General features: G+C 51.6%; 25 protein-coding genes. 21 read left to right on the top strand and 4 right to left on the bottom strand.

Annotation, left to right across the window (positions count from 1 at the left end; all coding sequences use genetic code 11):
• The first annotated feature begins 1 nt into the window (after position 1).
• The 13 genes from P6M73_RS09050 (at position 2) to P6M73_RS09110 (ending at position 10,738) form a co-directional block, all read left to right on the top strand.
• A complete protein-coding gene (locus P6M73_RS09050; protein ID WP_277852733.1) occupies positions 2-361 on the top strand; it encodes a hypothetical protein in 360 nt (119 codons plus the stop codon).
• A 113-nt stretch (positions 362-474) separates the two neighbouring features.
• Positions 475-927, top strand: a complete 453-nt coding sequence (locus P6M73_RS09055; protein ID WP_277852734.1) for a MarR family winged helix-turn-helix transcriptional regulator — start codon at positions 475-477, stop codon at positions 925-927.
• A gap of 64 nt (positions 928-991) precedes the next feature.
• Positions 992-1,954 carry a 3-oxoacyl-ACP synthase III family protein gene (locus P6M73_RS09060; protein ID WP_277852735.1) on the top strand — a complete coding sequence of 321 codons (963 nt, stop codon included), beginning with the start codon at positions 992-994 and terminating at the stop codon, positions 1,952-1,954.
• 121 nt (positions 1,955-2,075) lie between these two features.
• Entirely contained in the window at positions 2,076-2,294 is a 219-nt protein-coding gene (locus tag P6M73_RS09065; RefSeq protein WP_277852736.1) for an acyl carrier protein, read from the top strand.
• Between the two features lie 271 nt (positions 2,295-2,565).
• Positions 2,566-3,489, top strand: coding sequence for an ACP S-malonyltransferase (locus P6M73_RS09070; protein ID WP_277852737.1), 924 nt, complete (start codon positions 2,566-2,568; stop codon positions 3,487-3,489).
• Positions 3,482-4,210, top strand: a complete 729-nt coding sequence (gene fabG / locus P6M73_RS09075; RefSeq protein ID WP_277852738.1) for a 3-oxoacyl-[acyl-carrier-protein] reductase — start codon at positions 3,482-3,484, stop codon at positions 4,208-4,210. Before P6M73_RS09070 ends, fabG begins: the two co-directional genes overlap by 8 nt.
• Complete coding sequence (gene fabF / locus P6M73_RS09080; protein WP_277852739.1) at positions 4,207-5,448, top strand: beta-ketoacyl-ACP synthase II; 1,242 nt, start codon at positions 4,207-4,209, stop codon at positions 5,446-5,448. The genes fabG and fabF overlap by 4 nt, the downstream gene beginning before the upstream one ends.
• Positions 5,435-5,869, top strand: coding sequence for an acetyl-CoA carboxylase biotin carboxyl carrier protein (locus P6M73_RS09085; RefSeq protein ID WP_277852740.1), 435 nt, complete (start codon positions 5,435-5,437; stop codon positions 5,867-5,869). Before fabF ends, P6M73_RS09085 begins: the two co-directional genes overlap by 14 nt.
• On the top strand, positions 5,866-6,279 hold the full coding sequence (fabZ, locus tag P6M73_RS09090; protein ID WP_277852741.1) for a 3-hydroxyacyl-ACP dehydratase FabZ: 414 nt from the start codon (positions 5,866-5,868) through the stop codon (positions 6,277-6,279). Before P6M73_RS09085 ends, fabZ begins: the two co-directional genes overlap by 4 nt.
• A 2-nt stretch (positions 6,280-6,281) precedes the next feature.
• The gene (locus P6M73_RS09095; RefSeq protein ID WP_277852742.1) at positions 6,282-7,604 is read left to right on the top strand and encodes an acetyl-CoA carboxylase biotin carboxylase subunit; all 1,323 of its coding nucleotides are present in this window, start codon (positions 6,282-6,284) and stop codon (positions 7,602-7,604) included.
• Positions 7,605-7,607: 3 nt separating this feature from the next.
• Positions 7,608-8,492: an acetyl-CoA carboxylase, carboxyltransferase subunit beta gene (gene accD / locus P6M73_RS09100; protein ID WP_277852743.1), complete on the top strand. Its 885-nt coding sequence runs from the start codon at positions 7,608-7,610 to the stop codon at positions 8,490-8,492.
• The gene (locus P6M73_RS09105) at positions 8,493-9,278 is read left to right on the top strand and encodes an acetyl-CoA carboxylase carboxyltransferase subunit alpha (protein ID WP_277852744.1); all 786 of its coding nucleotides are present in this window, start codon (positions 8,493-8,495) and stop codon (positions 9,276-9,278) included. It abuts the gene before it with no gap.
• Between the two features lie 206 nt (positions 9,279-9,484).
• On the top strand, positions 9,485-10,738 hold the full coding sequence (locus P6M73_RS09110; protein ID WP_277852745.1) for an HlyC/CorC family transporter: 1,254 nt from the start codon (positions 9,485-9,487) through the stop codon (positions 10,736-10,738).
• 362 nt (positions 10,739-11,100) lie between these two features.
• Here the strand turns inward: P6M73_RS09110 and P6M73_RS09115 are convergent, their stop codons facing one another.
• Together P6M73_RS09115 and P6M73_RS09120 are read right to left on the bottom strand one after the other, a co-directional pair.
• Entirely contained in the window at positions 11,101-11,673 is a 573-nt protein-coding gene (locus P6M73_RS09115; protein WP_277852746.1) for a biotin transporter BioY, read from the bottom strand.
• Between the two features lie 16 nt (positions 11,674-11,689).
• Positions 11,690-12,694, bottom strand: a complete 1,005-nt coding sequence (locus P6M73_RS09120) for a biotin--[acetyl-CoA-carboxylase] ligase (protein ID WP_277852747.1) — start codon at positions 12,692-12,694, stop codon at positions 11,690-11,692.
• A 286-nt stretch (positions 12,695-12,980) separates the two neighbouring features.
• Here P6M73_RS09120 and P6M73_RS09125 point away from each other — a divergent pair, with 286 nt between their 5' ends.
• From P6M73_RS09125 to P6M73_RS09160, 8 genes are all read left to right on the top strand, one after another.
• Positions 12,981-13,466 carry a hypothetical protein gene (locus tag P6M73_RS09125; RefSeq protein ID WP_277852748.1) on the top strand — a complete coding sequence of 162 codons (486 nt, stop codon included), beginning with the start codon at positions 12,981-12,983 and terminating at the stop codon, positions 13,464-13,466.
• Positions 13,467-13,517: 51 nt separating this feature from the next.
• A complete protein-coding gene (locus P6M73_RS09130; protein ID WP_277852749.1) occupies positions 13,518-15,377 on the top strand; it encodes an aldehyde ferredoxin oxidoreductase family protein in 1,860 nt (619 codons plus the stop codon).
• Complete coding sequence (locus tag P6M73_RS09135) at positions 15,374-15,607, top strand: MoaD/ThiS family protein (RefSeq protein WP_277852750.1); 234 nt, start codon at positions 15,374-15,376, stop codon at positions 15,605-15,607. The genes P6M73_RS09130 and P6M73_RS09135 overlap by 4 nt, the downstream gene beginning before the upstream one ends.
• 150 nt (positions 15,608-15,757) lie before the next feature.
• Positions 15,758-16,378, top strand: a complete 621-nt coding sequence (locus tag P6M73_RS09140; protein WP_277852751.1) for a hypothetical protein — start codon at positions 15,758-15,760, stop codon at positions 16,376-16,378.
• A 316-nt stretch (positions 16,379-16,694) separates the two neighbouring features.
• Positions 16,695-17,612, top strand: a complete 918-nt coding sequence (locus P6M73_RS09145) for an AAA family ATPase (RefSeq protein ID WP_277852752.1) — start codon at positions 16,695-16,697, stop codon at positions 17,610-17,612.
• Positions 17,609-19,336, top strand: a complete 1,728-nt coding sequence (locus P6M73_RS09150; RefSeq protein ID WP_277852753.1) for a vWA domain-containing protein — start codon at positions 17,609-17,611, stop codon at positions 19,334-19,336. Before P6M73_RS09145 ends, P6M73_RS09150 begins: the two co-directional genes overlap by 4 nt.
• A gap of 12 nt (positions 19,337-19,348) precedes the next feature.
• Complete coding sequence (locus P6M73_RS09155) at positions 19,349-19,672, top strand: CC/Se motif family (seleno)protein (protein WP_277852754.1); 324 nt, start codon at positions 19,349-19,351, stop codon at positions 19,670-19,672.
• Positions 19,673-19,712: 40 nt separating this feature from the next.
• Positions 19,713-20,246, top strand: a complete 534-nt coding sequence (locus tag P6M73_RS09160) for a GNAT family N-acetyltransferase (RefSeq protein ID WP_277852755.1) — start codon at positions 19,713-19,715, stop codon at positions 20,244-20,246.
• Between the two features lie 1,021 nt (positions 20,247-21,267).
• Here the strand turns inward: P6M73_RS09160 and garR are convergent.
• The gene (garR, locus tag P6M73_RS09165; RefSeq protein ID WP_347276267.1) at positions 21,268-22,158 is read right to left on the bottom strand and encodes a 2-hydroxy-3-oxopropionate reductase; all 891 of its coding nucleotides are present in this window, start codon (positions 22,156-22,158) and stop codon (positions 21,268-21,270) included.
• A gap of 113 nt (positions 22,159-22,271) precedes the next feature.
• Positions 22,272-23,609 carry a DUF1722 domain-containing protein gene (locus P6M73_RS09170; RefSeq protein ID WP_347276269.1) on the bottom strand — a complete coding sequence of 446 codons (1,338 nt, stop codon included), beginning with the start codon at positions 23,607-23,609 and terminating at the stop codon, positions 22,272-22,274.
• Positions 23,610-23,640 lie beyond the last annotated feature (31 nt).

Below are 23,640 nucleotides of genomic sequence, written 5' to 3' on the forward strand. Positions count from 1 at the left end.
GATGTGGAAGAAACCGCGGACCTGCCGCCCGCAGGATCGAATTTACCCGGATCGCTGCATGCTTAAATGGCAGGGGATGCTTTTGTCCGATCATAACGAACGAATCCGGCTGGACCAGCTCCAGGAAGCCTGCGAGAAACCGGCCCGATACCATACGGAAGCCGAACGGGAGGACTGGGACGTGCTCATTGCCCGTTCCAAAACCGAGGGATTGCCCCTGACCCTGATCATTTCCCGGCCGAATGAACCGGAAATGACCCGGCAGGGGATCGTACAGCTCATCCGTCCAACCCGGCTGGTTCTCATGACGGAACAGGGCCCTCTCACCGTTGCCCGTCATGAGATTGACGGTGTTTTCTGAACCCGGCTTGCGCAGCCGGTTTTTTTTCGGTTTTTTGTTTCGCACTTCAAATATCTTGACAGTCAAAGTAATAGGCATATAATTAGGTTATCAAACTAATTACAGGGAGAGCCATGGAAGGATTTTTCAGTCAGTTGAATCATGTCATCATCAGCGTCTATGAAAAGATCGAACGGGTTGAGACCCTGATGAATGAGCGGAATGAAATGGATCTTAGCATCAATGAGATTCACATTCTGGAAAAAATCGGAGAAAACAGCGGGATCAACATTCGCGACCTGGCCATGCTGCTCAGCGTAACCACTGCCACGGTGACGGTTGCGATCCAGAAGCTGCAGAAAAAAGGCTACGTCCTGAAAGAAAAAAGCCGCAGCGATCTCAGGGGAGTCACTCTGAGCCTGACCGAAGCTGGGGTTAAAGTAGTGCGCCTGCATCACATCTTTCATATCCGAATGGTGCGCAGCATGACCTCAGGGCTGTCGGAAGAAGAAGTTCGTACTCTGCGGGAGAGTCTGCTCAAGCTGAACGGACATCTGGATGAATTTTTAGATTCAAAAAAACTTTAATCATAGAACTGCTGCGTACCGGCAGCACCGGACCCATCGACCGAACAGAAGAAAGGAAGCAACAATGAGTTTTGAAATCATAGGAACAGGCCGGGGCGAACCCGACTTCAGACTGACCAACGCCATTCTTGAAAAAATGGTTGATACCTCGGATGAGTGGATTACCCAGCGAACCGGCATCTCAGAGCGCCGCGTCATGGTTGACGAGACCATGCGCGACCTGGCATTAAAATCCGCCCGGGAAGCCCTGAAAGACGGCGGAATCACGCCGGATCAGCTCGGCTATATTCTCTTTGCCACCATCAGCGGGGAATACCGGACGCCGTCTCAGGCCTCCATCCTGGCCATGGATCTTGGTGTCGACTGTGCCGCCTTGGACCTCAATGCTGCCTGCACTGGCTTTTTATATGGTCTGGACATGGCTGACGCGCTGTTCCAGGCAAACAAAGCGGAATATATCCTGGTCGTAGGCATGGAAATCATGAGCCGCTATCTCGATTATACCGACCGCCGCACCTGCATTCTGTTCGGCGACGGAGGCGGAGCCGTGCTTCTGAAAAAGGGGAACGGACTCAAAGCCATCCATGCCAGCGGCAAAGGCAACATCGACGTACTCAATATCCCGAATGTCTTTCCGGATACCCCCTGGCATAAGGAAACCGAAACCCGCAATACCATCGAAATGAACGGTCGTGAGGTCTATAAATTCGCAGTCGGAGCATTCCTGGATGAACTTAACCTGTGTCTGAACCGAGCGGGAATGACCGCCCAGGATCTAGACCTTGTGATCCCGCATCAGGCAAACTCGCGCATCATCGAAAGTGCCCGGGAGCGGCTGGGGGTCTCTGAGGAGACGTTCATCAACCAGGTCGCCGACCGGGGCAACACCTCCGCGGGCAGCATTCCGCTGCTCCTGGATGAACTCAACCGGTCCGGAAAGCTTAAAAAAGGCATGATGCTCGGTCTGGTCGCCTTTGGCGGCGGACTCACATCAGCCGGCGCTATCCTGGAGTGGACGAAAGAATGAATGGATGGTCGGTGCGTTCGGAAGAATCACTGACACGACGACTTAATATAAAAACCTTATAAAAATCTCTAACACAGCCATCATCAAACGTAAATAAATCAAAATTCGGAGGTCAGATACAATGGTATTTGAAAAAGTAGCACAGGAAATTGCGGAGTACAAGGAAATGGACGCCAGCGAAATCACCATGGAGTCCAGCTTCGAGGAACTGGGACTGGATTCCCTCGACATGGTGGAACTCATCATGAAACTGGAAGAATCCCTGGACATCCAGCTGGAAATGGACGAAAGCCTGAAAACTGTAGGCGATGTTGTCGGAGCGATCGAAGCGAAGGCTTAACGCCCGGCAATGCGCCAAAACCCGGCCAGTCCATCGGACTGGCCATGGTTTGGCGTATCGATCCATTTCAGGTTAAAATATCATCCTGATGTTCCGTTAAGTTAAGCATCACTTCTGTTCAGAATCTCAAGTAAAAAATCTCCATAGCGAATTTTAATTTGCATTTTTCTGTTCCGGATAGCATGCAGCACTCTATGAATTGCCCAACAATCAATTATGCACAATTCATGATCCGCACCTGAGGGTGCCGGTCATTCCGAGGTTAATCGATATGAAAACAGCTTTTTTATTTCCCGGGCAGGGCAGCCAGAAGCCCGGCATGGTTCGTGAACTGTATCTCGAACTGGATCAGACCGAGCAGGATCTTCTGGAGACAGAGTTTCCAGGCCTTCGCGAAGCGGTTCTGAGCGAAACTGCGGCGGATACCGACCGGATGGCGGCTCAGCTGGTTTATCTGAGCGGTCTGCTCAGCGCCCGACTGGCGAAAGATCAGGGAATCGAGCCGGATGTTCTGGCCGGGTTCTCCCTGGGCGAGGTGGCGGCGCTCAGTTTTGCCGAAGCCTTTGAACCGGCGGATGCGCACCATCTTCTTGCCGTGAGAACCCAGGCCATGTATGCGGCCTGTGACGATCAGGACGGAGGCATGGCAGCAGTCAACGGACTGGATCCTGCCGCCATCGAAGCCGCTCTGGCCAACTTCAGCCAGGTCTGGTGCGTCAATTACAACTCCCCGAAACAAACCGTCATTTCAGGTGAACGCAGCCAGCTGCAGACTGCCATCGCAGAACTCAAGAGTCTGGGCGGTAAGGTCATCCCGCTGAATGTGCGGGGAGCCTTCCACAGTGAGTTCATGCAGAGTGCCTATGACGCGCTGGCCAGAGAACTGGACTCCCTGGTGCTGCATCCCTTGCGTTATCCTGTCCTGTCCAATCTGGATGCCATGGTTTATCCCTCGGATGAATCCGAGATCCGCAGCCGGATTGCCTGCCAGGTGATCCAGCCGGTCCGCTTTACGCTCATGGTACAGGAACTTTACCGGCAGGGCGTCCGGATCTTCATCGAAACCGGCTACGGAAAAACCCTGCAGGGACTCATCAGCCGGATTCTGCCCGGCGAAGACATTCTGGTGGCCGGTATCTCCGATCGGGAGAGCCTGGCACGATTCAAGCAAAAAATGGAGGAATTTCATGTTTAAGGATCAAGTTGTCCTGGTGACCGGCGGCAGCCGCGGCATCGGGTTAGAAACCGCTAAGGCGTTTCACCGGGAAGGGGCGCGGGTGGCGATCATCCATTCGGGCCGCGAACTGCCCCAGGAAGTTAGAGATCTCTTGTCAGATTCGTTCCGGGAGTTCGCCTGTGATGTCAGCGACTTTGCAGCTGCCGGGGAAACCGTGGCAGAGGTTGTCAAAGTCTTTGGCACCATCGACGTTCTCATCAACTGCGCGGGAATTACCCGGGATGGCCTGATGCTTTCCATGAAGGAAGCTGATTTTGATCAGGTCATCGATGTCAATCTGAAGGGCACGTTCAATTTCATGAAGCACCTGTATCCCATCCTCATGAAGAAGCGCAGCGGCAAGATCATCAACCTGTCTTCCATTGTGGGTCTGAAAGGGAACAAGGGTCAGGCCAATTATGCCGCCTCCAAGGCCGGCGTTCTGGGACTGACGAAATCCGTCGCCATGGAACTGGCCAGCCGCAACATCAATGTCAACGCCATTGCGCCAGGTTTCATTGAAACGGACATGACGCAGAATATCTCGGAAAAAGCCAAGGAAGAAATGGTAGGGGCCATCCCCATGAAACGCAAAGGAACGCCGGCAGATGTCGCCAAGGCCTGTCTGTTTCTGGCATCAGATGCCGCATCTTATATCACCGGGCAGGTCCTGGTCATCGACGGAGGATTATCCTTATGAAGCGAGTCGTAATCACCGGCATGGGCATTATTTCGCCCATCGGCAACACCATCGAAGCATACCGGGACAGCCTGATGGCCGGCCGCCATGGCATCGGCCCCATTACCCGGTTTGACACCACTGACTATAAAGCCACTTTGGGTGCGGAAGTCAAGGATTTCCAGATTGAGCATCTCATCGCCAAGAAGGAGCAGCGCCGGTTTGACCTGTTCTCCCAGTACGCCCTGGCTGCCGCCGATCAGGCGTTCCACCAGGCCGGACTGGACACGGCGGAATTTGATCATGACCGGGCCGGGGTCTACATCGGTTCCGGCATCGGCGGCATGCTGGCCTTCGAGGCCGGTCTGCGCGATCTGGATACCAAGGGACCGCGCCGCGTTTCCCCGTTTCTGATTCCAGCCATGATCTCCAATATGGCCACGGGTCAGGTCGCTATTCACTATAACCTGCGCGGGGCGAGCCTGCCGGTCGTCACAGCCTGCGCGACCTCGACCAATGCAATCGGGGAAGCCTACCGCAACATCAAGCATGGCTACAGCGACATCATTCTGACCGGGGGCAGCGAAGCTTCCATTACGGACATTGCCGTAGCCGGATTTATTGCATGCATGGCGTTGACGACCTCCACGAATCCCGATCGCGCCTCCATTCCCTTTGACGCGGAGCGTTCCGGCTTTGTCATCGGCGAAGGCGCCGGCGTTGTGGTTCTGGAAGAACTCGAGCACGCCAGACGCCGCGGCGCGACCATTCTGGCCGAAGTGACGGGCTATGGCAACACCTGCGACGCCTATCACATGACGGCGCCGGATCCCGACGCGGCAGGATCGGCCCGGGCCATCATCCAGAGCGTGGACGAGAGCGGCGGGGTAGATGCTGCCAGAACGTATTACAATGCCCACGGCACCAGCACCAGTCTCAATGATAAAACCGAAACATTGGCGCTGAAGAAGGCATTCGGCGAAGAGGCGGCTCAGCTGTCCATCAGCTCGACCAAGTCCATGACCGGGCATATGCTCGGAGCGGCCGGCGCAGCTGAGGTCATTGCCTCGGTTCTGGCTCTCAATGAGAATAAAATTCCTCCCACCGTTGGCTATCAGGTTCCGGATCCGGACTGCGATCTGGACTACACGCCGAATCAGGCCAAAGCCAAGGAGATCGACTTTGCCATCTCAGCTTCGCTGGGCTTTGGCGGACACAACGCAGCAATCGCATTAAGGAAGTGGAATGATGGAAGATAAACTGACACTGCTGGCCCGGCTCCTGACCGAACATGGCCTGACCCGGATCAGCCTGGAAGAAAAAGACCTGAAGATCTGTCTGGAAAAAGAACTCCCCATCGTCATGACCGGCGCTGCGCCGGCACCTGCGGCAGTGGCTGCGCCAGCCCCGACGGTTGCGGAAGCTTCCGCTCCGGCGGAAGAAGCTGAGTCCATTAAAGCCCCCCTGGCCGGCATCTACTACGGCAAGCCCTCACCGGAGGCCCGATCCTTTGTCCGCGAAGGGCAGAAGGTCAAGGCCGGCGAAACGCTGTGCATCATCGAGTCCATGAAGATCATGAACGAGATCAAGGCCCCGAGTGATCTGACCATCCTGAAGATTCTCAAGCGGGACGAGCAGGTAGCGGAATACAATGAGCCCCTGTTCCTGGTGACGAAATGAACCGGGAAGAGCTGAAGCAAATTATGCCCCACCGGGAGCCGATGCTGCTCCTGGATGAGGCGGAAGTGACTGCGGACAATACAGGCCTCGCACACTATACCGTCCGCGGCGATGAATTCTTCCTGCAGGGCCATTTCCCGGGCAATCCGGTGGTGCCGGGCGTCATTCAGTGTGAAATGATGGCTCAGGCCTGCGCGGTGCTCCTGGGACAGGACCTCAAGGGAACCCCATATTATACCGGCATCAAGGAAGCCAAGTTCCGAAAACCGGTTCGCCCCGGGGATGTGCTGACCATTCAGACCGAAATCACCCGGGCCCGCAAACCGTTCTATTTCGCCAAAGCCAAAGTGCTGGTGAACGGCGCGGTCCATTCTGAAGCCGAACTTTCCTTTGCCGTTGTGGAGGACTAGACATGTTTTCAAAAATCCTCATTGCCAACCGAGGGGAAGTGGCGGTCCGGATCATCCGGGCCTGCCGTGAAATGGGCATCGAAACGGTTTGTGTTTATTCCGAACCTGACCGGGAGTCCCTGCACGTCCTGATGGCGGATGAAGCCTACTGCATCGGTCCGGGCAGAGTCTCCGAAAGTTACCTCAACCGCGGTGCCATCCTGGCCATTGCCAAGGCCACGGGCTGCAACGCCATCCATCCGGGTTACGGACTGCTGGCGGAAAATCCGGAATTTGCCAGACTGTGCGAAGAAGAAGGCCTGATCTTTGTCGGACCTTACTGGAAAACCATTCTCCAGATGGGTGACAAGGAAGAAGCCCGGCGCATCATGAAAGCAGCCGGCGTACCGGTCGTGCCTGGCCTGGAAGACATCAAAAACGCGGCTGAAGCCAAGGCATTTGCCCGGGAAGTGGGATATCCCATCCTGATCAAGGCAGCAGCCGGCGGCGGTGGCAAGGGCATTCGCCTGGTCCGCGCCGAGGAAGAGCTGGATTCGCTCTGGGACATGGCCCGGCAGGAAGCGAAAGTAAGCTTTATGGACGATACGCTCTACGTTGAAAAGTTCCTGGAGAACGTCAAGCACGTCGAAGTTCAGGTCCTGTGCGATACATTCGGAAACTGCAAGGTGCTGGGCGAGCGCGACTGCTCCGTACAGCGGCGCAATCAGAAACTGATCGAGGAGAGCCCCTGCCTGAAGATCAATGACGAAGAGCGGGCCCGCCTGTTCGGATTCAGTGAGACCGCTGTCAAAAATATCAACTACCGGGGAGCCGGCACCATCGAGTATCTGATGGACAAGGATCGTAATTTCTATTTCATGGAAATGAACACCCGCCTGCAGGTCGAGCATCCCGTCACGGAAATGGTGACGGATCTGGATCTGGTGCAGTGGCAGTTCCGCGTCGCGGCAGGACTCTCCATTGAAGATATGACCATCCAGTCGCGCGGCCATGCCATTGAATGCCGCATCCTGGCGGAAGCGCCGGAGCGTGGCTTTGCCCCCAGTTTTGGCCGAATCGAATTTCTGCACAGTCCGGGCGGACCAAATGTCCGCTTTGATACCTTCATCTATTCCGGCTGTTCTATTTCGCCTTACTATGATTCCATGGTAGGCAAGCTCATTGTCTGGAGTCCGACCCGGGAAGAAGCCATCCGCAAAATGCGTTCCGCATTGGGGGAGCTCCTCATCGAGGGCATCGACACCACCATGGACTTCTATCTGGAATTGCTGGACAATGATAAATTTCTGGCCGGTGACTTTACAACCCGGGATCTGGAGACATAATCGATGAACCTGAAAAAATTATTCCGAAAATCCATCAACTCGCTGGAAAAAACCGGCACACTGTTTACCTCGGAGCAGGAAAAAACTGCACCGAAGGAAGAACTGAGCCCCGCCAAGAAAAAAGAGGTTACCTGTCCGGAATGTCTGTTCCATCTGCCTGAAGATGAATTTCTGGCCAGGTACATGGTATGCCCCGAGTGCGGTCATCATCTACGGATCACGGCCCGACAGCGCCTGGACATTGTCGTGGATGACGCAACCTTTGTCGAGCATGACACAAACCTGCGCTCGATCAACTTTCTGGAGTTTCCCAGCTATACCGAAAAACTGGAACAGGCTCGGCAAAAGACCGGGGAAGAAGAAGCGGTAATCACTGGAATTGGTGAAATCTCCGGCCTTCGCTGCGCGCTTTTTTTCATGGAGCCGAATTTCATCATGGCCTCCATGGGCTCGGTGGTAGGGGAAAAAATCACCCGGATCTTTGAGACCGCAACACAGCAGGGATTGCCAGTGGTGGGCTTCTGTGCCTCCGGCGGAGCCCGCATGCAGGAAGGTCTGACCTCCCTCATGCAGATGGCCAAAACCAGCGCTGCCGTGCGCCGGCACAGCGATGCCGGACTCTTCTACATTGCGGTTCTGACGGATCCGACGTCCGGCGGAGTTACCGCTTCCTTTGCCATGGAAGGCGATGTCATTGTGGCCGAACCGAAAGCTCTGGTTGCCTTCGCGGGTCCCCGCGTCATTGAAGGCACCATCCGCAAGAAGCTGCCGGAAGGGTTCCAGCGGGCCGAGATGGTTCTAAAGCAGGGCTTCCTGGACCAGATTGTCAGCCGCCGCAACATCAAAGCTTATCTCAGACGAATCCTGAGCCTGCATGGAGGTGCTTAAATGTCATCCATTGATACCGTAAAAAAAGCCAGGGACACCAATCGTCCGACCTCCATGTACTTTGTTTCGGGCATCTTCGAAGATTTCATGGAAATGCACGGAGATCGCAAGTTCGGCGATGATCCGGCCATGGTCACCGGCCTGGCCCGGCTGGATGGAAAACCCGTCACCATCGTTGCCCTGGAAAAGGGCCGCAATACCAAAACCCGGATCCAACGCAACTTTGGTTCCGCTCACCCGGAAGGTTACCGAAAAGCGTTGCGTCAGATGAAACTGGCGGAGAAATTCAACCGGCCGGTGATCTGCTTCATTGATACCTCCGGTGCCTACTGCGGCATTGGAGCCGAAGAACGGGGACAGGGCCAGGCGATTGCGGACAATCTTTTTCAGATGAGCGGGCTGAAAGTTCCGGTGATATCGATTCTGGTAGGAGAGGGCGGCTCCGGCGGAGCACTCGCTCTGGGGGTATCCGATGCCCTCTGGATGATGGAAAACTCGTTTTATTCTGTCATCAGCCCCGAAGGATGCGCCAGTATCCTGTGGAAGGATCCCAGCCGCATCGAGGAAGCTTCGGAGAGTTTAAAAATCACACCACAGCATCTCTCGGAACTGAATCTGTGCGAAAAAGTCATCGCGGAAGGCCGACCCTTCCGTGAGATTGCCCAGGAAATCCGCCGGGAATTGAAAATTAAGCTGGCGGAACTGGAAAGCCTGTCCAAGGACGAGCTCCTGGAAGGCCGCTATCAGCGGTTCCGCAAAACCGGCATTTTCACCGAGACAACCTAGCATGATGAAGCCAGATCAGGCTCACAGAGACTGACGAAAAGAAAATTAAGCCAGATAAGACCGAAAACCCTTGCAGCGAATAACTTCTGCAAGGGTTTCCGGTCTTTTTCTTCTCCTGAAATGGCCTATAATGAAATTGAACAAGCACTTCATCGGATATATTCCGAACTACATAACGCTTTATGGAATCAAGCGAGGTGATCTCGATGAATCCAAATACTGCATGGCAACTGATTCTGCTGGTCGTTCTCATTTCCTTTTCTGCTTTCTTCTCAGCCTGTGAAACCGCTCTGACTTCCGTAAACCGGATCCGGTTTCGACATCTGGCAAAGGATCAGGTTCCCAACGCAGCCAAAGTCCTGAAACTGCTGGAGGATCCCGATCGTCTGCTCGGCGCGATTTTAGTGGGAAACAACATCGTAAATATTGGAGCTTCCGCTCTGGCTACTTCGCTTGCCTTGGAAACCTTTGGCAGTGCGGGGGTAGGAATTGCCACCGGCCTGATGACGCTGCTGGTTCTGATTTTCGGAGAGATTACACCCAAGTCGTGGGCTGTCCAGCATGCAGAGAAATTCTCACTTCGAATTGCTCCGGTTGTCAGTCTCCTCATCCGTCTGACTCATCCCATCCTGATCTTCTTGCTGTTCATCACGAATTTTCTGATCCGCCTGATGGGAAGCGGCCATCCGCAAAAAAGTGTGATCACAACCGAAGAGCTGCGCAGCATGATCGACTTTAGCCATGAGGAAGGGATTCTCGAGAGCAAAGAGAGGACCATGATCCACAATGTGTTGGAGTTTGGCGATCTACCGATCCGGAATGTCATGACACCTCGAACCGATTTGATTGCTCTGGAGGATACCGCCAGTCTGGATGAGCTGAAAGAAACGTTCCGGGTTCGCCAGTTTTCCAAAATTCCGATCTATTCCGGGAACCTGGATCACATCATCGGCATCGTCAGCATCAAGCGGCTGCTCTTCCAGGATGATCTGGCACAGGATTTCAGTGTAACCCGCTACATGAGCGACCCCATATTTACCTATGAGTTTATGCAGGTGCGGGACTTGTTCGCTGAATTCCAGGCCAGCCCTACAAGTCTGGCCATTGTACTTGATGAATACGGTGGTACCGTCGGCATGGTTACGATGGAAGATCTGATCGAAGAAATTTTCGGAGAACTGGATGATTCAACTGCCGGCAGTGGACTGGAATTCATCCGGCAGGCAGAGGATGGCTATCTGGTGGGCGGCAGCACCCGGATCGATGAAATCAATCCCTTACTGGGATTGTCGATTCTGGATGTTGATTTTGATACCATCGCGGGATTTCTGCTGGAACAGCTGGGTCATATTCCTTCGGTGGGAGAACAGATCGTTCACGGAGGTTACCTGTTTCAGATCAAGGGTCTGCGGGGCAAACGAATCACCGAAATTCTCATCACACCGGTCCGAAAGTCTTAAGGTTATCATGCAAATACGTCAGATGAAAGATTGTCTGCTGCCTGTTCAGCAACAGACTGCCTTCAAGCCGCAGTCCCAGATAGCAGCCAAACGGCACGGACTGGACCATGGCATCAATTGCTCAAACCAAATTCTGCAAGCCAGCTAACATTTAATCCAATGCGAAGTGAGGCGGGTGTACAAAGATGTACACCCGCCGCTGCGATATCTGGTAATGTCTAGTTTTTTGATTTACTTTTTTAGAGGCCCGCTTTGACACCATATCCCCGCTTTGACACCATATCCCCGCATTGAGTTCATACCGACTCAGCGATCAGGCACAACCATTGCTGGAGCAGTAAAAATCTCAACAGGGAATGGAATTATCTTGCTGCCAGCTGATTTGACAGGACTGCCAGACGCTTGCCGACCAGGGCGGCGAGTGCGCACCAGACTGTGTCCGCTGGAAGAAACACCAGTGCACCAGCCTTCATCAATGGAACCCAGGCAACATTGCCGCCCATGTATATATTTTTGATCAGGTAGAGCCAGGCAACACCGAAACTGTAAATAAGCAGCAGTCCAAGCAGGGCTGCTCCAAACAGAATGAACCCGTTTTTACGTCGTGTCATCTGGGCGATCCAGCCGGCTGCAAAGGCGGCCAGAATCATTCCGAGCAGGTAGCCGAACGTGGGGTGCAGGATATACTGAGGTCCGCCTCCGGAAGTAAACACAGGGAGGCCGGACAGGCCCAGCAGGACATAAAGCAGAACGGCCAGAGCACCGCGTTTCGCGCCCAGGAGGATGCCGGCCAGCAGAACAAAAATGGTCTGCAGGCTCACCGGCACGAGTCCGATGGGTATTTTGATGAAGGCGCCGATACAGATCAGAGCGCTGAATAATGGGATCAGAACAAGTTCTCGGGTGGTCAGTTTTTTCGAAAAGGTCTGTTGCATGATATCCTCACAATTATTAATTTTGTTGCGGGTCTGGAGCAGTTCCGGTCAGGCGATATTCGCCATAGGGAAATGCTTTTTGACCGGACACGGTTTCAAGTATCAGGCGGCCTTGGGAATCAATTCCGATCAAGCGCCCGCTAAAGAAGGTCTGACTGCCTCCGGACAGGGTGACTTCCTCCCCTTTGGCATACAGACGGCGGTTGAACTGTTCCACCAGGCTGTCCGTATTCTGACGGAAAATCGCTGGATCCAGGGAAAGACTGATTTGGGGCATCATCCGATCCAGGATCGATATCAGAGAAACGGTCAAATGGTTCAGATCAAATCGATGACCGGACTGGAGTGCCAGGGAAGTGGCAATGGATTCCAGTTCCGGTGGAAACGAAGAGTGATTGACGTTAAGACCGATCCCCAGGATCAGGTATTTCATCTGACCACTCTCCAGTTCCAGTTCACCTTCGGTCAGGATGCCGCAGACTTTATGCTGACCCAGAAACACATCGTTGACCCATTTAATGGAAGGGTCAAACCCCGCTGCTTCAAGAAGTTCGGCAACTGCCAGACCCGCTGCCAGAGTGATAAAACCCGGATCAGGCAGGTTGGCTCCGCGATACAGTACGCTCAGATAGATGCCGCTGCCGCCGCTGGAATAAAAGCTGCGGCCCTGGCGGCCGCGGCCGCCGGTCTGATCGCTGGTCAGAACAATGGTTCTGTCAGGCAGATTGTCCTGATTTTCTTTCAGCCAGGTATTCGTAGAACCAATGGTAGGATGAAGAATCAGTCGATCCTTCAGCCAGGGGGCAAGTTGAGTCAGTTCCAGCGCACTGAGCTGACTGGTCAGTTCCTTCAGGCGATAACCCCGGTTCGTCTGAGATTCGATCTCATAACCGTCTTCCTCCAGGGCCTTGATGGCTTTCCAGACGGTATTGCGGCTTACACCCAGCTGGTGAGCCAGACTCTGTCCGGAAACATAATCATTCGATTGTTTTAATAATTCCAGTATTTTTTCTTTTTTCATTGTGATCACCTTTGTTATTGTACGGGGCGGACAGACTGATTGTCAACCTAAATATCAGCAAACGGGTGACAATCGATTTTCACCAGATCCGATCCCCATGATTCCTTGCATATTCCGAAGGATTTCCATGAGCTATCCTTCTTCATCCGATCAGTCCTTACTTTTCATCAAGTTACTAGGTTTTCATCAGCTCTTGTCCATGCTTCATTTCATCCTCATTTCCACGAATATTCAAACTTTGCTATAATTTAACTATGCAAAATATGTTGTGACACAAGGAGTTATTATGGAATATCAAACCTATGGAAAAAAACTGCCTCGAATCCATCCAGCCTGGAGCGGGGGACTGGTTGGCACCATGCTCCTGCTGACTCTGGCCGGCATGCTTCTGCCCCAGGATGAATCCCTTGCATGGGCAGTTATCTTTGCGGCGGCATGGTTTATTCTGAGCTTACTGGCCGTGCGGAAGACCCAATGGGTTCCCTTGCTGCTCGGTACCATCTACTGGGTGCCATCATCCGCCCTGCGGCTTTATCTCTCCGATCCGGAACGAAGGGATATGACGATCCATCCTTTCCTGTCCCAATGGAGCGATTTGGCGGCCAGAGCACTGCTTGGTCTGTCATCGATCCATCAGGATCTGGTGCTCCTTGGAATGTCAGCTCTGACGCTGGCCTCACTGATTGGTCTCATCATGGTGCTGGATCGGGAAAAGCCAAGAGAAGTGGAGTCAAAGGACAAAAAAGAATCCGATCTGAGCGAGTGGTTTTAGTTGTTCAATGGCAGTTGTGATGCAATAAATTACTGGGAGAGGGAAGGAAATATGGATAAATTATACGGCTATGCCGGAAAAATGCTGTTTGTCGATCTGGGATCCGGCGCTATGGAAGAAAGACAACTGACTCGGGAGATGGCTGAGACCTTTCTGGGAGGCTATGGCATCGGTGCTCGAATTTTGTATGATATGATGCCCCAGGGCACTCATCCGTTCAGCGAGGAGAGTGTGATCGGCTTTACGGTCGGTCCTTGTACAGGGACAGGCGCTGTCATGTCCGGCCGCTGGACGGCCGTGCATAAGTCCCCGGTGACTATGGGCTGGAATGATTCCAATTGCGGCGGGTTCTTCGGACCAGAACTGAAAAAAGCCGGCTACGATGCGGTCTTCATCCGAGGCCTGTCGTCCCGTCCGGTCTATCTGTGGATTCATGATGGACAGGCCGAAATCCGGGACGCCGGCCATCTGTGGGGGAAATCCATTAAAGAAACCGAAATCGCTCTGCGCGTTGAGCTGAATGAGCCTCGCATGCAGTCCGCTGCCATCGGTCCGGCAGGAGAACATCTGTCCTTCATGGCAACGATCATGAATGACCGGCATAGGGCCGCCGGACGAGCCGGAGCCGGCAGTGTCATGGGCTCCAAGCAGCTGAAGGCGGTCGTTGTCCGCGGTTCAGCCCATTATGAACCGGCTCAGCCGGAAGAATTCAAAGCTTTGAACAAGAAAATGGCTCAGCACCTGGCAAACCCGCCGGAAACGAAAGACGGCCAGGTTCTGCGCAAATTTAAACAGTACGGAACAACGGGCGGCAACACCCCGAATATTCTGTCAGGGGAAGCACCGGTCAAGAACTGGGGAGGCTCCGGAATTGATGATTTTGGTGAAGAGAATGCCGAAAAGCTAGGCGGACCTTATTTTGACGGGAACTACAATATTCGACCCTATGGCTGTGCCAATTGCGCGATTCGCTGCGGCGCCCAATATCAGGTGCAAGACGGAAAATACTTCAGTGGCTCGACGGATCGCCCGGAGTACGAAACACTGGCAGCATTTGGGGAGAACTGTCTCCTGAATGATATTGACGCCATTATCAAACTCAATGAAATGAGCAATGAAGGCGGTATGGATACCATTTCGGCCGGTTCTACGCTGGCCTGGGCCATGGAGTGTATGGAACACGGCGTACTGACACCGGAAGACCTGGATGGCATCAACCTGACCTGGGGCAATGGAGACGCCATGATAGAACTTCTCGACCGGATGATCCAAGGCAAGGGCGCGGGAGAGAAACTGATGAACGGACAGCGAGCCGCCATTCAGGCGTTTGGTCGGGGTGCAGAATTTGAAACCACGGCCGGCGGAGTCGAACCCGGCATGCATGACAGCCGCCGGTCCAAAGGGTATAACCGCATCTATCAGTTTGATCCGACTCCGGGCCGCCATATGAAGGGCGGAGATCCCTGGTCACCGCTTGATACTCCGAACAGACCCAGTCGGGATGTCGAAATGATGACGGCGGTGGAAGTCCTGAATTCTGCAGGTTTCTGCGCTTTCTCGAGCCGTGGGTTCAAGAAGGACACGATCAATCAGTTCATCAGCTATACCACCGGCCGCCGATTTGATCTGGAGGAACAGCTGCGAACCGGAAAACGCATTTTCTTCATGCGCCATCTGTTTAATCTGCGGGAGGGGATCACAAAGAAGGATCTGACCCTGTCGCCTCGGCTCAATGGCCCGTTGGACAAGGGTCCTCTGGCCGGTGTGGTGATCCCCAGTGACCAGATGGGTGATGATTTCTTCCGGGAGCTCGGCTGGGATCCTGATACCCTGATTCCTCCCAGGGAATGGCTGGAAGAGCTCGGCGGCTTCGAATTCGCTTATGATTTCCTCTATGGTAATACAAAATGATAATTTCGGTCTGGGCCATCCTGAATTCTGCGCCATCTCTTCGACAGTCCCTGGAGCTGGCAGAATATTCCACCGTCCAGAATGCGCTGAACCACCTGGGTCTGACAGAGCACCTGCAGATCGAGGGCCAGGTTATTACGATTCTGGTCAACGGGCGGGAGGCGGTGCCTGACACCGTGCTGGCAGACAATGACCGCCTCTTGCTGCTTCAGGCAATGACAGGAGGCTAATGAACGGCTGCATCGTTGTGTAATCCACAATCCCAATCTCTGTTAGCATCAGCATAGAATGAAAATTCTATGCTGATCATTATTTTACTAACATCATTTCATTCCTGTGCTATAATGAAAATAGTCTGAAAACGTTTAGGGGGAATGAAAATGAAGAAACTGTTATCTGCTATGCTGCTCCTGGTCATGTCGCTGTCACTGTCCGCCTGCAGTGGAGTGAATGAGGCCGCCGTTCCGGTGGACGAATACTTTAAGGCAGCCAAAACCCTGGATACCGTTGCAATGGAAAAGCAAATCCTGCCGACCAACACGGACGGGATCGAAAAGAACAAGGAACTGCTCCAGGCCGAAGATGATCCATTTTCGAAATTATTCGTAGATTTCATGAAAGACAAAGCGAAGAAGATGACTTATAGCATCAAAGAGACGAAAGTCGACGGGGACAAGGCTACGATTACGGTAGATACGAAATATGTCGATGCCGGTCCGCTGCTGAAAGCCGTCTTTGGCGACCTGATCATGAAGATGATGGGCAGCGCCCTGAGCGGCGGCGAACCTTCTGAGGAAGAAGCCAAGACCATGTTCACAACGGTCATGAACGAACAGACCGCAAAATTCGAAGAAACCTTCAAAACAAAAACCATTCAGATCCCCGTGGTGAAAAAAGACGGGAAGTGGTACATCGAACAGGTTGCTGAGGATATGGTTGACGTAGCGTCTTCCGGATTTGTTTCTGTCGTTTCAGAAATGGGCAATGCGTTCGGCGAATAACCCCAATAAAAACCAATAATACTTGTTCTTTTCCTTACGAAGCTCTCTTGCTTTTCGATCACTGGTTCCATGGGATTGATCAGTGAAAAGAGCAGTCAGCCCGATCAATCTGTTCGTTGAAAACCATCGTTTCAGGGTAAAGCCTGCAGCGATGGTTTTTCTATCCCTGTGACCCGATGAATTCAGATCACTTATTTCCCAATGTTCCAACGCAAACAGGCCATTGATTTTTTACTCATTTGATTTTTCATGATATAACTAAATTAACAGGGAAGAGCAGATCCGACCTCATTCCAACACAGGGTGGCGAGATGACATGATAGAATTTCTTAAGAATGAAGGAATCAAGGATGCTTTGATTCAGGACTTACTTCGGTTCCGCGATCATTTCAAGCTGGACGCCGAATTAACCTATCGAATTCCAAAACCAAAGTACCTGTACTATGGCAACGATGTCTGGGAACAGGCCCTTACCGCACTGCTGTGCGGGGAGCACCTCCTGATGGTGGGCCCAAAGGCTACCGGCAAGAATGTTCTGTCGCAGAATCTGGCTTGCGCCTTTGGCCGACCCAGCTGGGACATTCCCCTCTACATTAATATCGACGCGCAAACTCTGATTGGTTCGGATACGTTTGTTCAGGGGGAAGTCCGTTTCCGACGCGGCCCCGTGACTGAGTGTGCCATGCATGGCGGATTCGGCATTCTGGATGAAATTAACATGGCGAAAAATGAGGCACTGGCTGTTCTCCATGCCACCCTCGATTTTCGCCGCATCATCGATATTCCCGGGTATGACAAAATTACACTGAATGGTGCCACCCGCTTCATTGCGACGATGAACTACGGCTACGCCGGAACTCGAGAGCTGAACGAAGCGCTGGCTTCGCGCTTCATGGTGATCGAAATGCCAGGCATGTCTCAGGAAAGTCTGCAAAAGCTTCTGCGCCGTGAATTTCCGACCATGCGGCCGGAATATATCCAGCAATTCTGTGGCTTGTTTCAAGATCTTCAAAGAAAAAGCGAAAACGCTGAAATCTCAACCAAAGCTGTGGATCTGCGGGGACTTCTGGGATCGATCCATCTGATGGAACGCGGGCTGGAAGCCAATACAGCCCTCCAGCTGGGGCTGTCCAACAAGGCGTTTGATCCCTTTGAACGAACGCTGATTCAGGATGTAATTCGCCTGCGAATTCCCCCAAACATGGAGCGTGAGCGGCTCTTCAAAGAATCATGAAGCCCCGGGCCGCCCAGAGACAGCGGGCCAGAAACATCATCTGGACCGCGGCCCAGGACTACGGAATTCGTCCGCAGCAGGAAGCCTATGATGCAGACGGCAATGCCGACCTGTACTGGAACTACGTCATCGGGGCGACCCACCGCCTGCCTGATTTTCCATCTTTGGAGAATTTCTTTGAACGGCTGAATGACGAACCGGGAGGAGAGCTCTATACCAATCTCTCATGGATCGCCATCGAGCATGCTCTGTATTCATCCAGTCAGGAAGAACGCCCGGTCCTTGAACTGATCCGTCAGGATTATGCCCGTCAGATCCTGCGGGAAATATCAGTACCTGATCCCAGTGATATTTACGCCCTGATCCTGACGAGTTATCTCAGACAAATATTGGGTCACCCGGCAGACTTGAAGGAACCCTGGCAAGCTTTGCTTTGCGGACTGAAAATTGAGAGGGCAACGACTGCCGAGACCATCGTCAATGAACTGACCAAACTGTTTCATCGGGTGTTTCAGATCGATCTGACTCAGCCTGCTTCCAGAAAACTCGCTTTTGGTACTCACCGCTTTAAAATCTTCCATTTTGGTGAAAAACGGCTGCAGTCCAAAGGCTTGCCCTATATTAAACGAATCAGCATCGGATCAGTCGAACAGGGTGGAGGATTGCTGGAAGAAGAAGAATCCGGACTTCGAAAAAAACTTGCACTGCAGTGGTTTTCGTTCAAGGAACAACAGGAGTTCAGGGAGCGGCAGGAAATGGAATCGTGCTTTGGCAAATCCTCCCTGACTCCGGATGAAACACTGGCCTTGGAAAAGGTTGTCTGTCAGGAAAACCATCAACTTTGCCATCTCCATCTAACCAGTGGGGAACCGGTTTCCGGGGGAGAGGGGACAGAGGATGAGCGCCAGGCTGCTGCTCAATTCGAGAAAAATCGATCTTACCACAACCAGCATCGGGAACGAATCCATCAGAGTATTGCTCAGTTGTCCCATCAGCTCAGCAATACACTCCTGATCCATGATCCCTCAGAGAGCATAAGATCTGACTTTGGCAGACTCATTCCCTCAAGAATCTGGCGGAGCCAGAAATTTGATGATTCCAAAATATTCTCAAGAGAATCCCATGAGTCTCTCGGAAATTTAAGCATTGACCTGCTGCTTGATGCCTCGGCTTCTCAACTGAGCCGTCAGTCCATCATTGCCGCTCAGGGTTTCATTATTGCAGAGAGTCTGACTAAATGTCAGATCCCGGTAAAAGTCTATTCCTTCTGCAACCGGCGCGGCTTTACCATCCTGCGACTGTTCCGCGATTACAATTCACCAAAAGACAATCAGGAGATTTTTCGCTATCGCGCAACTGGCTTCAATCGGGATGGTCTGGCCATTCGAACAGCCCGGCAGCTCATGAGCCAGACTCGCTACGATCACAAAATTCTCCTCGTTCTGTCTGATGGCAAGCCCAATGACATGGCACGGACCAAAGGAAACAGCCCGGTATCAACCGATTACTCCGATCAGATCGCCGTGACAGATACCGCCCTTGAAGTACGCAAGGGGAGAGGAGAAGGAATTGGCATTCTGTGTGTGTTTACCGGGAAAGAAGCTGACCTCCCTGCCGCGAAAACCATCTATGGTCGTTCGCTGGCCCATATTGAATCCCCCGAGCGCTTTGCACAAACCGTAGGAATCCTGCTGCAGCATGAGCTGACACGATTATTGGAATAAAGGAAGTTTATTATGATTGAAGAATTATATCAGAAATTGAAAATAACAGACAAAGCCGTTCAATATTTAAAAAAGAAAAATAAACCCTTTGCCACCATTGAACATCCGGATTACCGGACTTCCGGCGAAAGCGTCTTTGTAGAAATACCCATTATCAGCAACAAAGCGCCAAAAGAACTCCAGAAGTTCAATAAAATCACACTGGATGGCATTGATGTGTATGTATCCATCGCAGTCAAAATGCCATCAGATAACAAAGTCACTATCGACCTGGAATCGATTCTGGGGATCAAGTTCCTAAAAATAACCGGGTTTAAGGCAACCAGCCAGGATTAAACCGGGATGATTCGTACAATTGGAATTGAGGGCGTTACAATTGATTTATTATAGAAATGCTGATTTAACGGTACGTTCCATGGCGGAACGTGACATTGAGAAACTTGTCAGCGGTTTCGCGGAACAAGGTTGGCATAAGTCATATGAGTTGTTCGAAAAGTATTATAAGCAACAGGAACTGAAAGTACGGTTCGTGCTTATTGCTGAACAGTGCGATGAGGTTTCCGGTTACGTGACCTTGCTTGCGAATGCCATCGCTGGGCCATATGCCGAAAGAAACATCCCTGAAATCGTTGATTTTAATGTGTTGATCAAATATCAGAACAAAGGAATTGGCAGCAAGCTGATGGATGTTGCCGAGAGCCTGGCTAAAGAGATGAGTGACTCGGTATCACTTGCAGTGGGTCTGCACAGCGGTTATGGGACTGCTCAGAGAATGTATATGAAACGTGAATACGTACCGGATGGTTCCGGAGTCTGGTATAAGGAACAACCATTAGAACCATACACTGAATGTGTCAATGATGATGACTTGGTGTTATTCTTTTTGAAGAAGTTGAGAGAACATGGCTAAGGATTCCATCGAACTGCAATCTCGGTTTGCAATCATGCGAACACATGAAAAGTTTGCTTGGGTGAGAATCTGAAATAAACCGACTGGATTTTGCTTTCAGGACCCAGATATGAGATTCAGCCTTCCGAATTCCACTAATCTCCCTGTATTTGTCGCGAAATGTATATTTCGCGACATTATTTTTTTTATCCCCCATCCTCCTTTTTTAGCAACACGGGCTGCCGTTGAACCCTGGGTTATGTTGGGCACATGCCATCACTAATCACTATGATATCCAGTTTATCCTCTTGCTATAAATCATCTAATCTAAATTCCTCAAATCTTGGATCGCCTGACCTAGGATCCAAGGATCTTGAATCAAAACTCGCAAACTACGCAGATTATCATGAAGCAATTTCGCCCACATCTTCCGTCTTTTCTATCATTAAATTTACTCATCGATTCTGAGCGAAATCATCGCGTCTACTTTACCTTCTGACACAGAATCCTTCATCTTACGAAAAGTTTTTTCGCATATTATTGGTCTGTATCCGATGGAAATGGCCTGGCATCCGGATTATTTTCATAATTCAATTCTCAGGTTGACATGTCACCGGAATCTTGGTTGAATCGGATTGTTTGCCATTATGCGGTTGTTGAGCTGAATTATCATGCGACATCCTAACCAAGAACTCAGGAATTCTCAACAGGCGTTGTTGTTATATACGGTATTTAAATATCAAATTCTAAGCTAATGTTAAAATTTTGCGGGTAACAAAATTCAGACTTCCCTTCTGTTGGTACCTCGATAAAATCGATCTATCCCCTTTTCTTCGCCTTGAATGTTAAATATTTCACTTATGAGAAAGAGTCCACATTACAGTTCTTCGGCGCACCGTAATTCTATGTTTTTTTCTTTCAATTCCTGTTCATTGGACAGGTCTGCATCAACTATGTCAGGTTCAATTGGAATCGCCTGCAAGACAACCTCACAGGAATCTTGCAGGCGATTTGTTAAATTTGGTAATTTCCGCAATCAGTTTTATTCTTCTCGAGGGGTCAGGGTCGTATCCACCAGTTTCTCATAGTAGCGAAGTAGCGCGCTGTGGTCTTCATGGTCATAACCGGCACCACGCAGAACCTGCATCATTTCCATGACCTGAGCCGTAAGTGGCAGCGGAGACTGAACGGCATGTCCGGCTTTAATCGCGTTATTCAGATCTTTGATGTGGAGACCAATGCGGAATCCGGGTTTAAAATTGCCTGACAGCATCATGGGCGCTTTCGCATCCAGGACAGTGGAACCGGCTAAACCGCCGCGAATGGCCTGATAGACCCGTTCCGGATCAGCTCCGGACTTTTGGGCAAACATCAGGGCTTCCGAAGCGACGGCAATGTTGACTGCCACGATGATGTTATTGGCCAGTTTCGCCACGTTGCCTGATCCAAGCGGCCCGACGTATGTGACCGATCCGGCCATGGCCATCAATAGGTCCCGATACCGCTCAAACACTTCCGGATCTCCCCCACCCATGACGGCTAACGTTCCTTCAATGGCTTTCGGTTCTCCTCCGCTAACGGGACAGTCCAGCATGTGAATACCTTTTTCCAGTAAAGCCGCACCGATGGCTCTGGTTTCGTTGGGATCAATAGAACTCATATCAATGAGTGTTGTCCCTGGACGAGCGTTCTCGAGAATACCGTCTTGACCTAAGGCTACCTGACGGACCTGAGGAGAATCCGGCACCATGGTAATCAAGACATCCCCAAATGCCGCTGTTTCTGCCAATGTCCCTTTCTTCGCGCCAAGCGCGACTACTTCATCCATTACATGTTCTTTCGGGGTATGAACCATGAGGTCATGTCCTGCTTTAATCAGGTTCGTGCTCATGGGCTTGCCCATAATACCCAGCCCGATGAATCCAATTTTCATGAATATGTTCTCCTTCAAGATGCAGTCAGTTATGTTGCTGGCTGCATTGTTTTTCCTATTTTAGCCTACTCTCGCATGCTTCCCTGTGCAAGTGGCTGACAGGAAGGAATGCATCAGATTTCATTTTGGCCGATATAGATTTTGCTAAGATCCATCCTTGTATGATTGCATGTCTGCTTGTCTGCTTGTTTGTCTGCTTCCTTGAAATAGTAGCTTGCCTGAAGATAAGGATGCGGGTATTTTCGGAGCATATTGTACAGGTACTCTCTCACTGTGAGCTCCGGTATTTCTCGAGATGCCAGACCTTCGATGAGTGTTCGAAAGGCCTGGCGTTCATCGTCAGTTGCCCGATTTTTGAAATAGCCCCAGACATGTTCTGCCGCATTGACGGCATCTCCGGTTGATTCAGGAAGGTTGAGTGCCTGTTCCAGCAGTCTGGCCAGCCGAAGAAAGTCCGGCTGTGATTTATCTTTCAGCAGCATGCGGATCTCCCGATAGATGGGCTGAGATTGAGCCAGAACTGAATACTTGGAACGAGCCCATAATCGTTCAGCCAGCTTGACATCACGCTGAAGAATCATCTGGATTTTTTCAGCTGATCGATTAGAATCCTGCGCTTCCAGAAGAACATCCAATGATTCTGCAAGGGTCTGGATCAACTCCATGAATGAGTCTGCGGCAATGGTATCGGACTGAGTTCCTGGAAGCTTCCCCACTGCCTGTTGACTGTACCGGATGATCTGCCGGCCATCGCCTGGGCCCCAGGTCTGACCGGCCAGTTGGATCCATTCTGCCATCGACCTGCCCTCCGGCGGTGGATTCAATTGATGAGCAAGATGACTGAAAACAACTGGAAAACCAGTTCGCTGGCTGATTTTCAGTACATCAGCGATGTTGAAGTTTTTTTCGTCATTTTCAAGGACGAGGCGTGCACGAATGGTTGCATCCAGTGAGGCGGCTCGCTCAATAAACCGTTCCATTACGACGGCTTTAACATCATTCACTGCAGAGATTCGAAGGATCAGCTTGTTATCCGGATCGGTTCCCATCAGCTCCATAATCCGGACCTGATGTTCCAAAAGACGCGCCATCTCCCGCCAAGCTTTTTCATCCGGTGAACTCAGTTCACTGGGTGATCCCATTTCCATAACGATACGGATTTTCCCCCAGAGAAGCTGTTTGATCGACTCAAACTCTTTCTCAAGTTTCTTTTCCCAATCAAAAGGCAAATTCTCCGTGATGGAAAAAGGAAGGAGATCAGGAGAAATTCCATAAAGCGGAATCCGAAGAGCTCGGTTGTAACGTATTGTCGATTCAAGCACCGAAAGATTCCATCGGATCCGTTCTGCCCAATTCTCCCGGTTTAATTCGCTTTGCCGGAACGATTTATATTGATTCCCTGCATCAAGATTCATCCAGGAATATCCAACGTTAACTTGAGTCAGCTCCATGCACTGATCCCCTCCTTTCCTGCCCTTCTCT

It is taken from the genome of Anaerococcoides asporogena (assembly GCF_029590275.1).
Lineage (GTDB): Bacteria > Bacillota > Clostridia > Clostridiales > Clostridiaceae > JG1575.

Excerpts from the sequence above, each read along its gene's own strand:
- P6M73_RS09105 (WP_277852744.1), top strand. The coding sequence starts at position 8,493 with ATGTCATCCATTGATACCGTAAAAAAAGCCAGGGACACCAATCGTCCG.
- fabG (WP_277852738.1), top strand. The coding sequence starts at position 3,482 with ATGTTTAAGGATCAAGTTGTCCTGGTGACCGGCGGCAGCCGCGGCATC.
- P6M73_RS09130 (WP_277852749.1), top strand. The coding sequence starts at position 13,518 with ATGGATAAATTATACGGCTATGCCGGAAAAATGCTGTTTGTCGATCTG.
- P6M73_RS09145 (WP_277852752.1), top strand. The coding sequence starts at position 16,695 with ATGATAGAATTTCTTAAGAATGAAGGAATCAAGGATGCTTTGATTCAG.
- P6M73_RS09125 (WP_277852748.1), top strand. The coding sequence starts at position 12,981 with ATGGAATATCAAACCTATGGAAAAAAACTGCCTCGAATCCATCCAGCC.
- P6M73_RS09060 (WP_277852735.1), top strand. The coding sequence starts at position 992 with ATGAGTTTTGAAATCATAGGAACAGGCCGGGGCGAACCCGACTTCAGA.
- P6M73_RS09135 (WP_277852750.1), top strand. The coding sequence starts at position 15,374 with ATGATAATTTCGGTCTGGGCCATCCTGAATTCTGCGCCATCTCTTCGA.
- P6M73_RS09140 (WP_277852751.1), top strand. The coding sequence starts at position 15,758 with ATGAAGAAACTGTTATCTGCTATGCTGCTCCTGGTCATGTCGCTGTCA.
- fabF (WP_277852739.1), top strand. The coding sequence starts at position 4,207 with ATGAAGCGAGTCGTAATCACCGGCATGGGCATTATTTCGCCCATCGGC.
- P6M73_RS09120 (WP_277852747.1), bottom strand. The coding sequence starts at position 12,694 with ATGAAAAAAGAAAAAATACTGGAATTATTAAAACAATCGAATGATTAT.
- P6M73_RS09110 (WP_277852745.1), top strand. The coding sequence starts at position 9,485 with ATGAATCCAAATACTGCATGGCAACTGATTCTGCTGGTCGTTCTCATT.
- garR (WP_347276267.1), bottom strand. The coding sequence starts at position 22,158 with ATGAAAATTGGATTCATCGGGCTGGGTATTATGGGCAAGCCCATGAGC.
- P6M73_RS09085 (WP_277852740.1), top strand. The coding sequence starts at position 5,435 with ATGATGGAAGATAAACTGACACTGCTGGCCCGGCTCCTGACCGAACAT.
- P6M73_RS09070 (WP_277852737.1), top strand. The coding sequence starts at position 2,566 with ATGAAAACAGCTTTTTTATTTCCCGGGCAGGGCAGCCAGAAGCCCGGC.
- P6M73_RS09050 (WP_277852733.1), top strand. The coding sequence starts at position 2 with ATGTGGAAGAAACCGCGGACCTGCCGCCCGCAGGATCGAATTTACCCG.
- accD (WP_277852743.1), top strand. The coding sequence starts at position 7,608 with ATGAACCTGAAAAAATTATTCCGAAAATCCATCAACTCGCTGGAAAAA.
- P6M73_RS09095 (WP_277852742.1), top strand. The coding sequence starts at position 6,282 with ATGTTTTCAAAAATCCTCATTGCCAACCGAGGGGAAGTGGCGGTCCGG.
- fabZ (WP_277852741.1), top strand. The coding sequence starts at position 5,866 with ATGAACCGGGAAGAGCTGAAGCAAATTATGCCCCACCGGGAGCCGATG.
- P6M73_RS09155 (WP_277852754.1), top strand. The coding sequence starts at position 19,349 with ATGATTGAAGAATTATATCAGAAATTGAAAATAACAGACAAAGCCGTT.
- P6M73_RS09115 (WP_277852746.1), bottom strand. The coding sequence starts at position 11,673 with ATGCAACAGACCTTTTCGAAAAAACTGACCACCCGAGAACTTGTTCTG.
- P6M73_RS09065 (WP_277852736.1), top strand. The coding sequence starts at position 2,076 with ATGGTATTTGAAAAAGTAGCACAGGAAATTGCGGAGTACAAGGAAATG.
- P6M73_RS09055 (WP_277852734.1), top strand. The coding sequence starts at position 475 with ATGGAAGGATTTTTCAGTCAGTTGAATCATGTCATCATCAGCGTCTAT.
- P6M73_RS09150 (WP_277852753.1), top strand. The coding sequence starts at position 17,609 with ATGAAGCCCCGGGCCGCCCAGAGACAGCGGGCCAGAAACATCATCTGG.
- P6M73_RS09170 (WP_347276269.1), bottom strand. The coding sequence starts at position 23,609 with ATGGAGCTGACTCAAGTTAACGTTGGATATTCCTGGATGAATCTTGAT.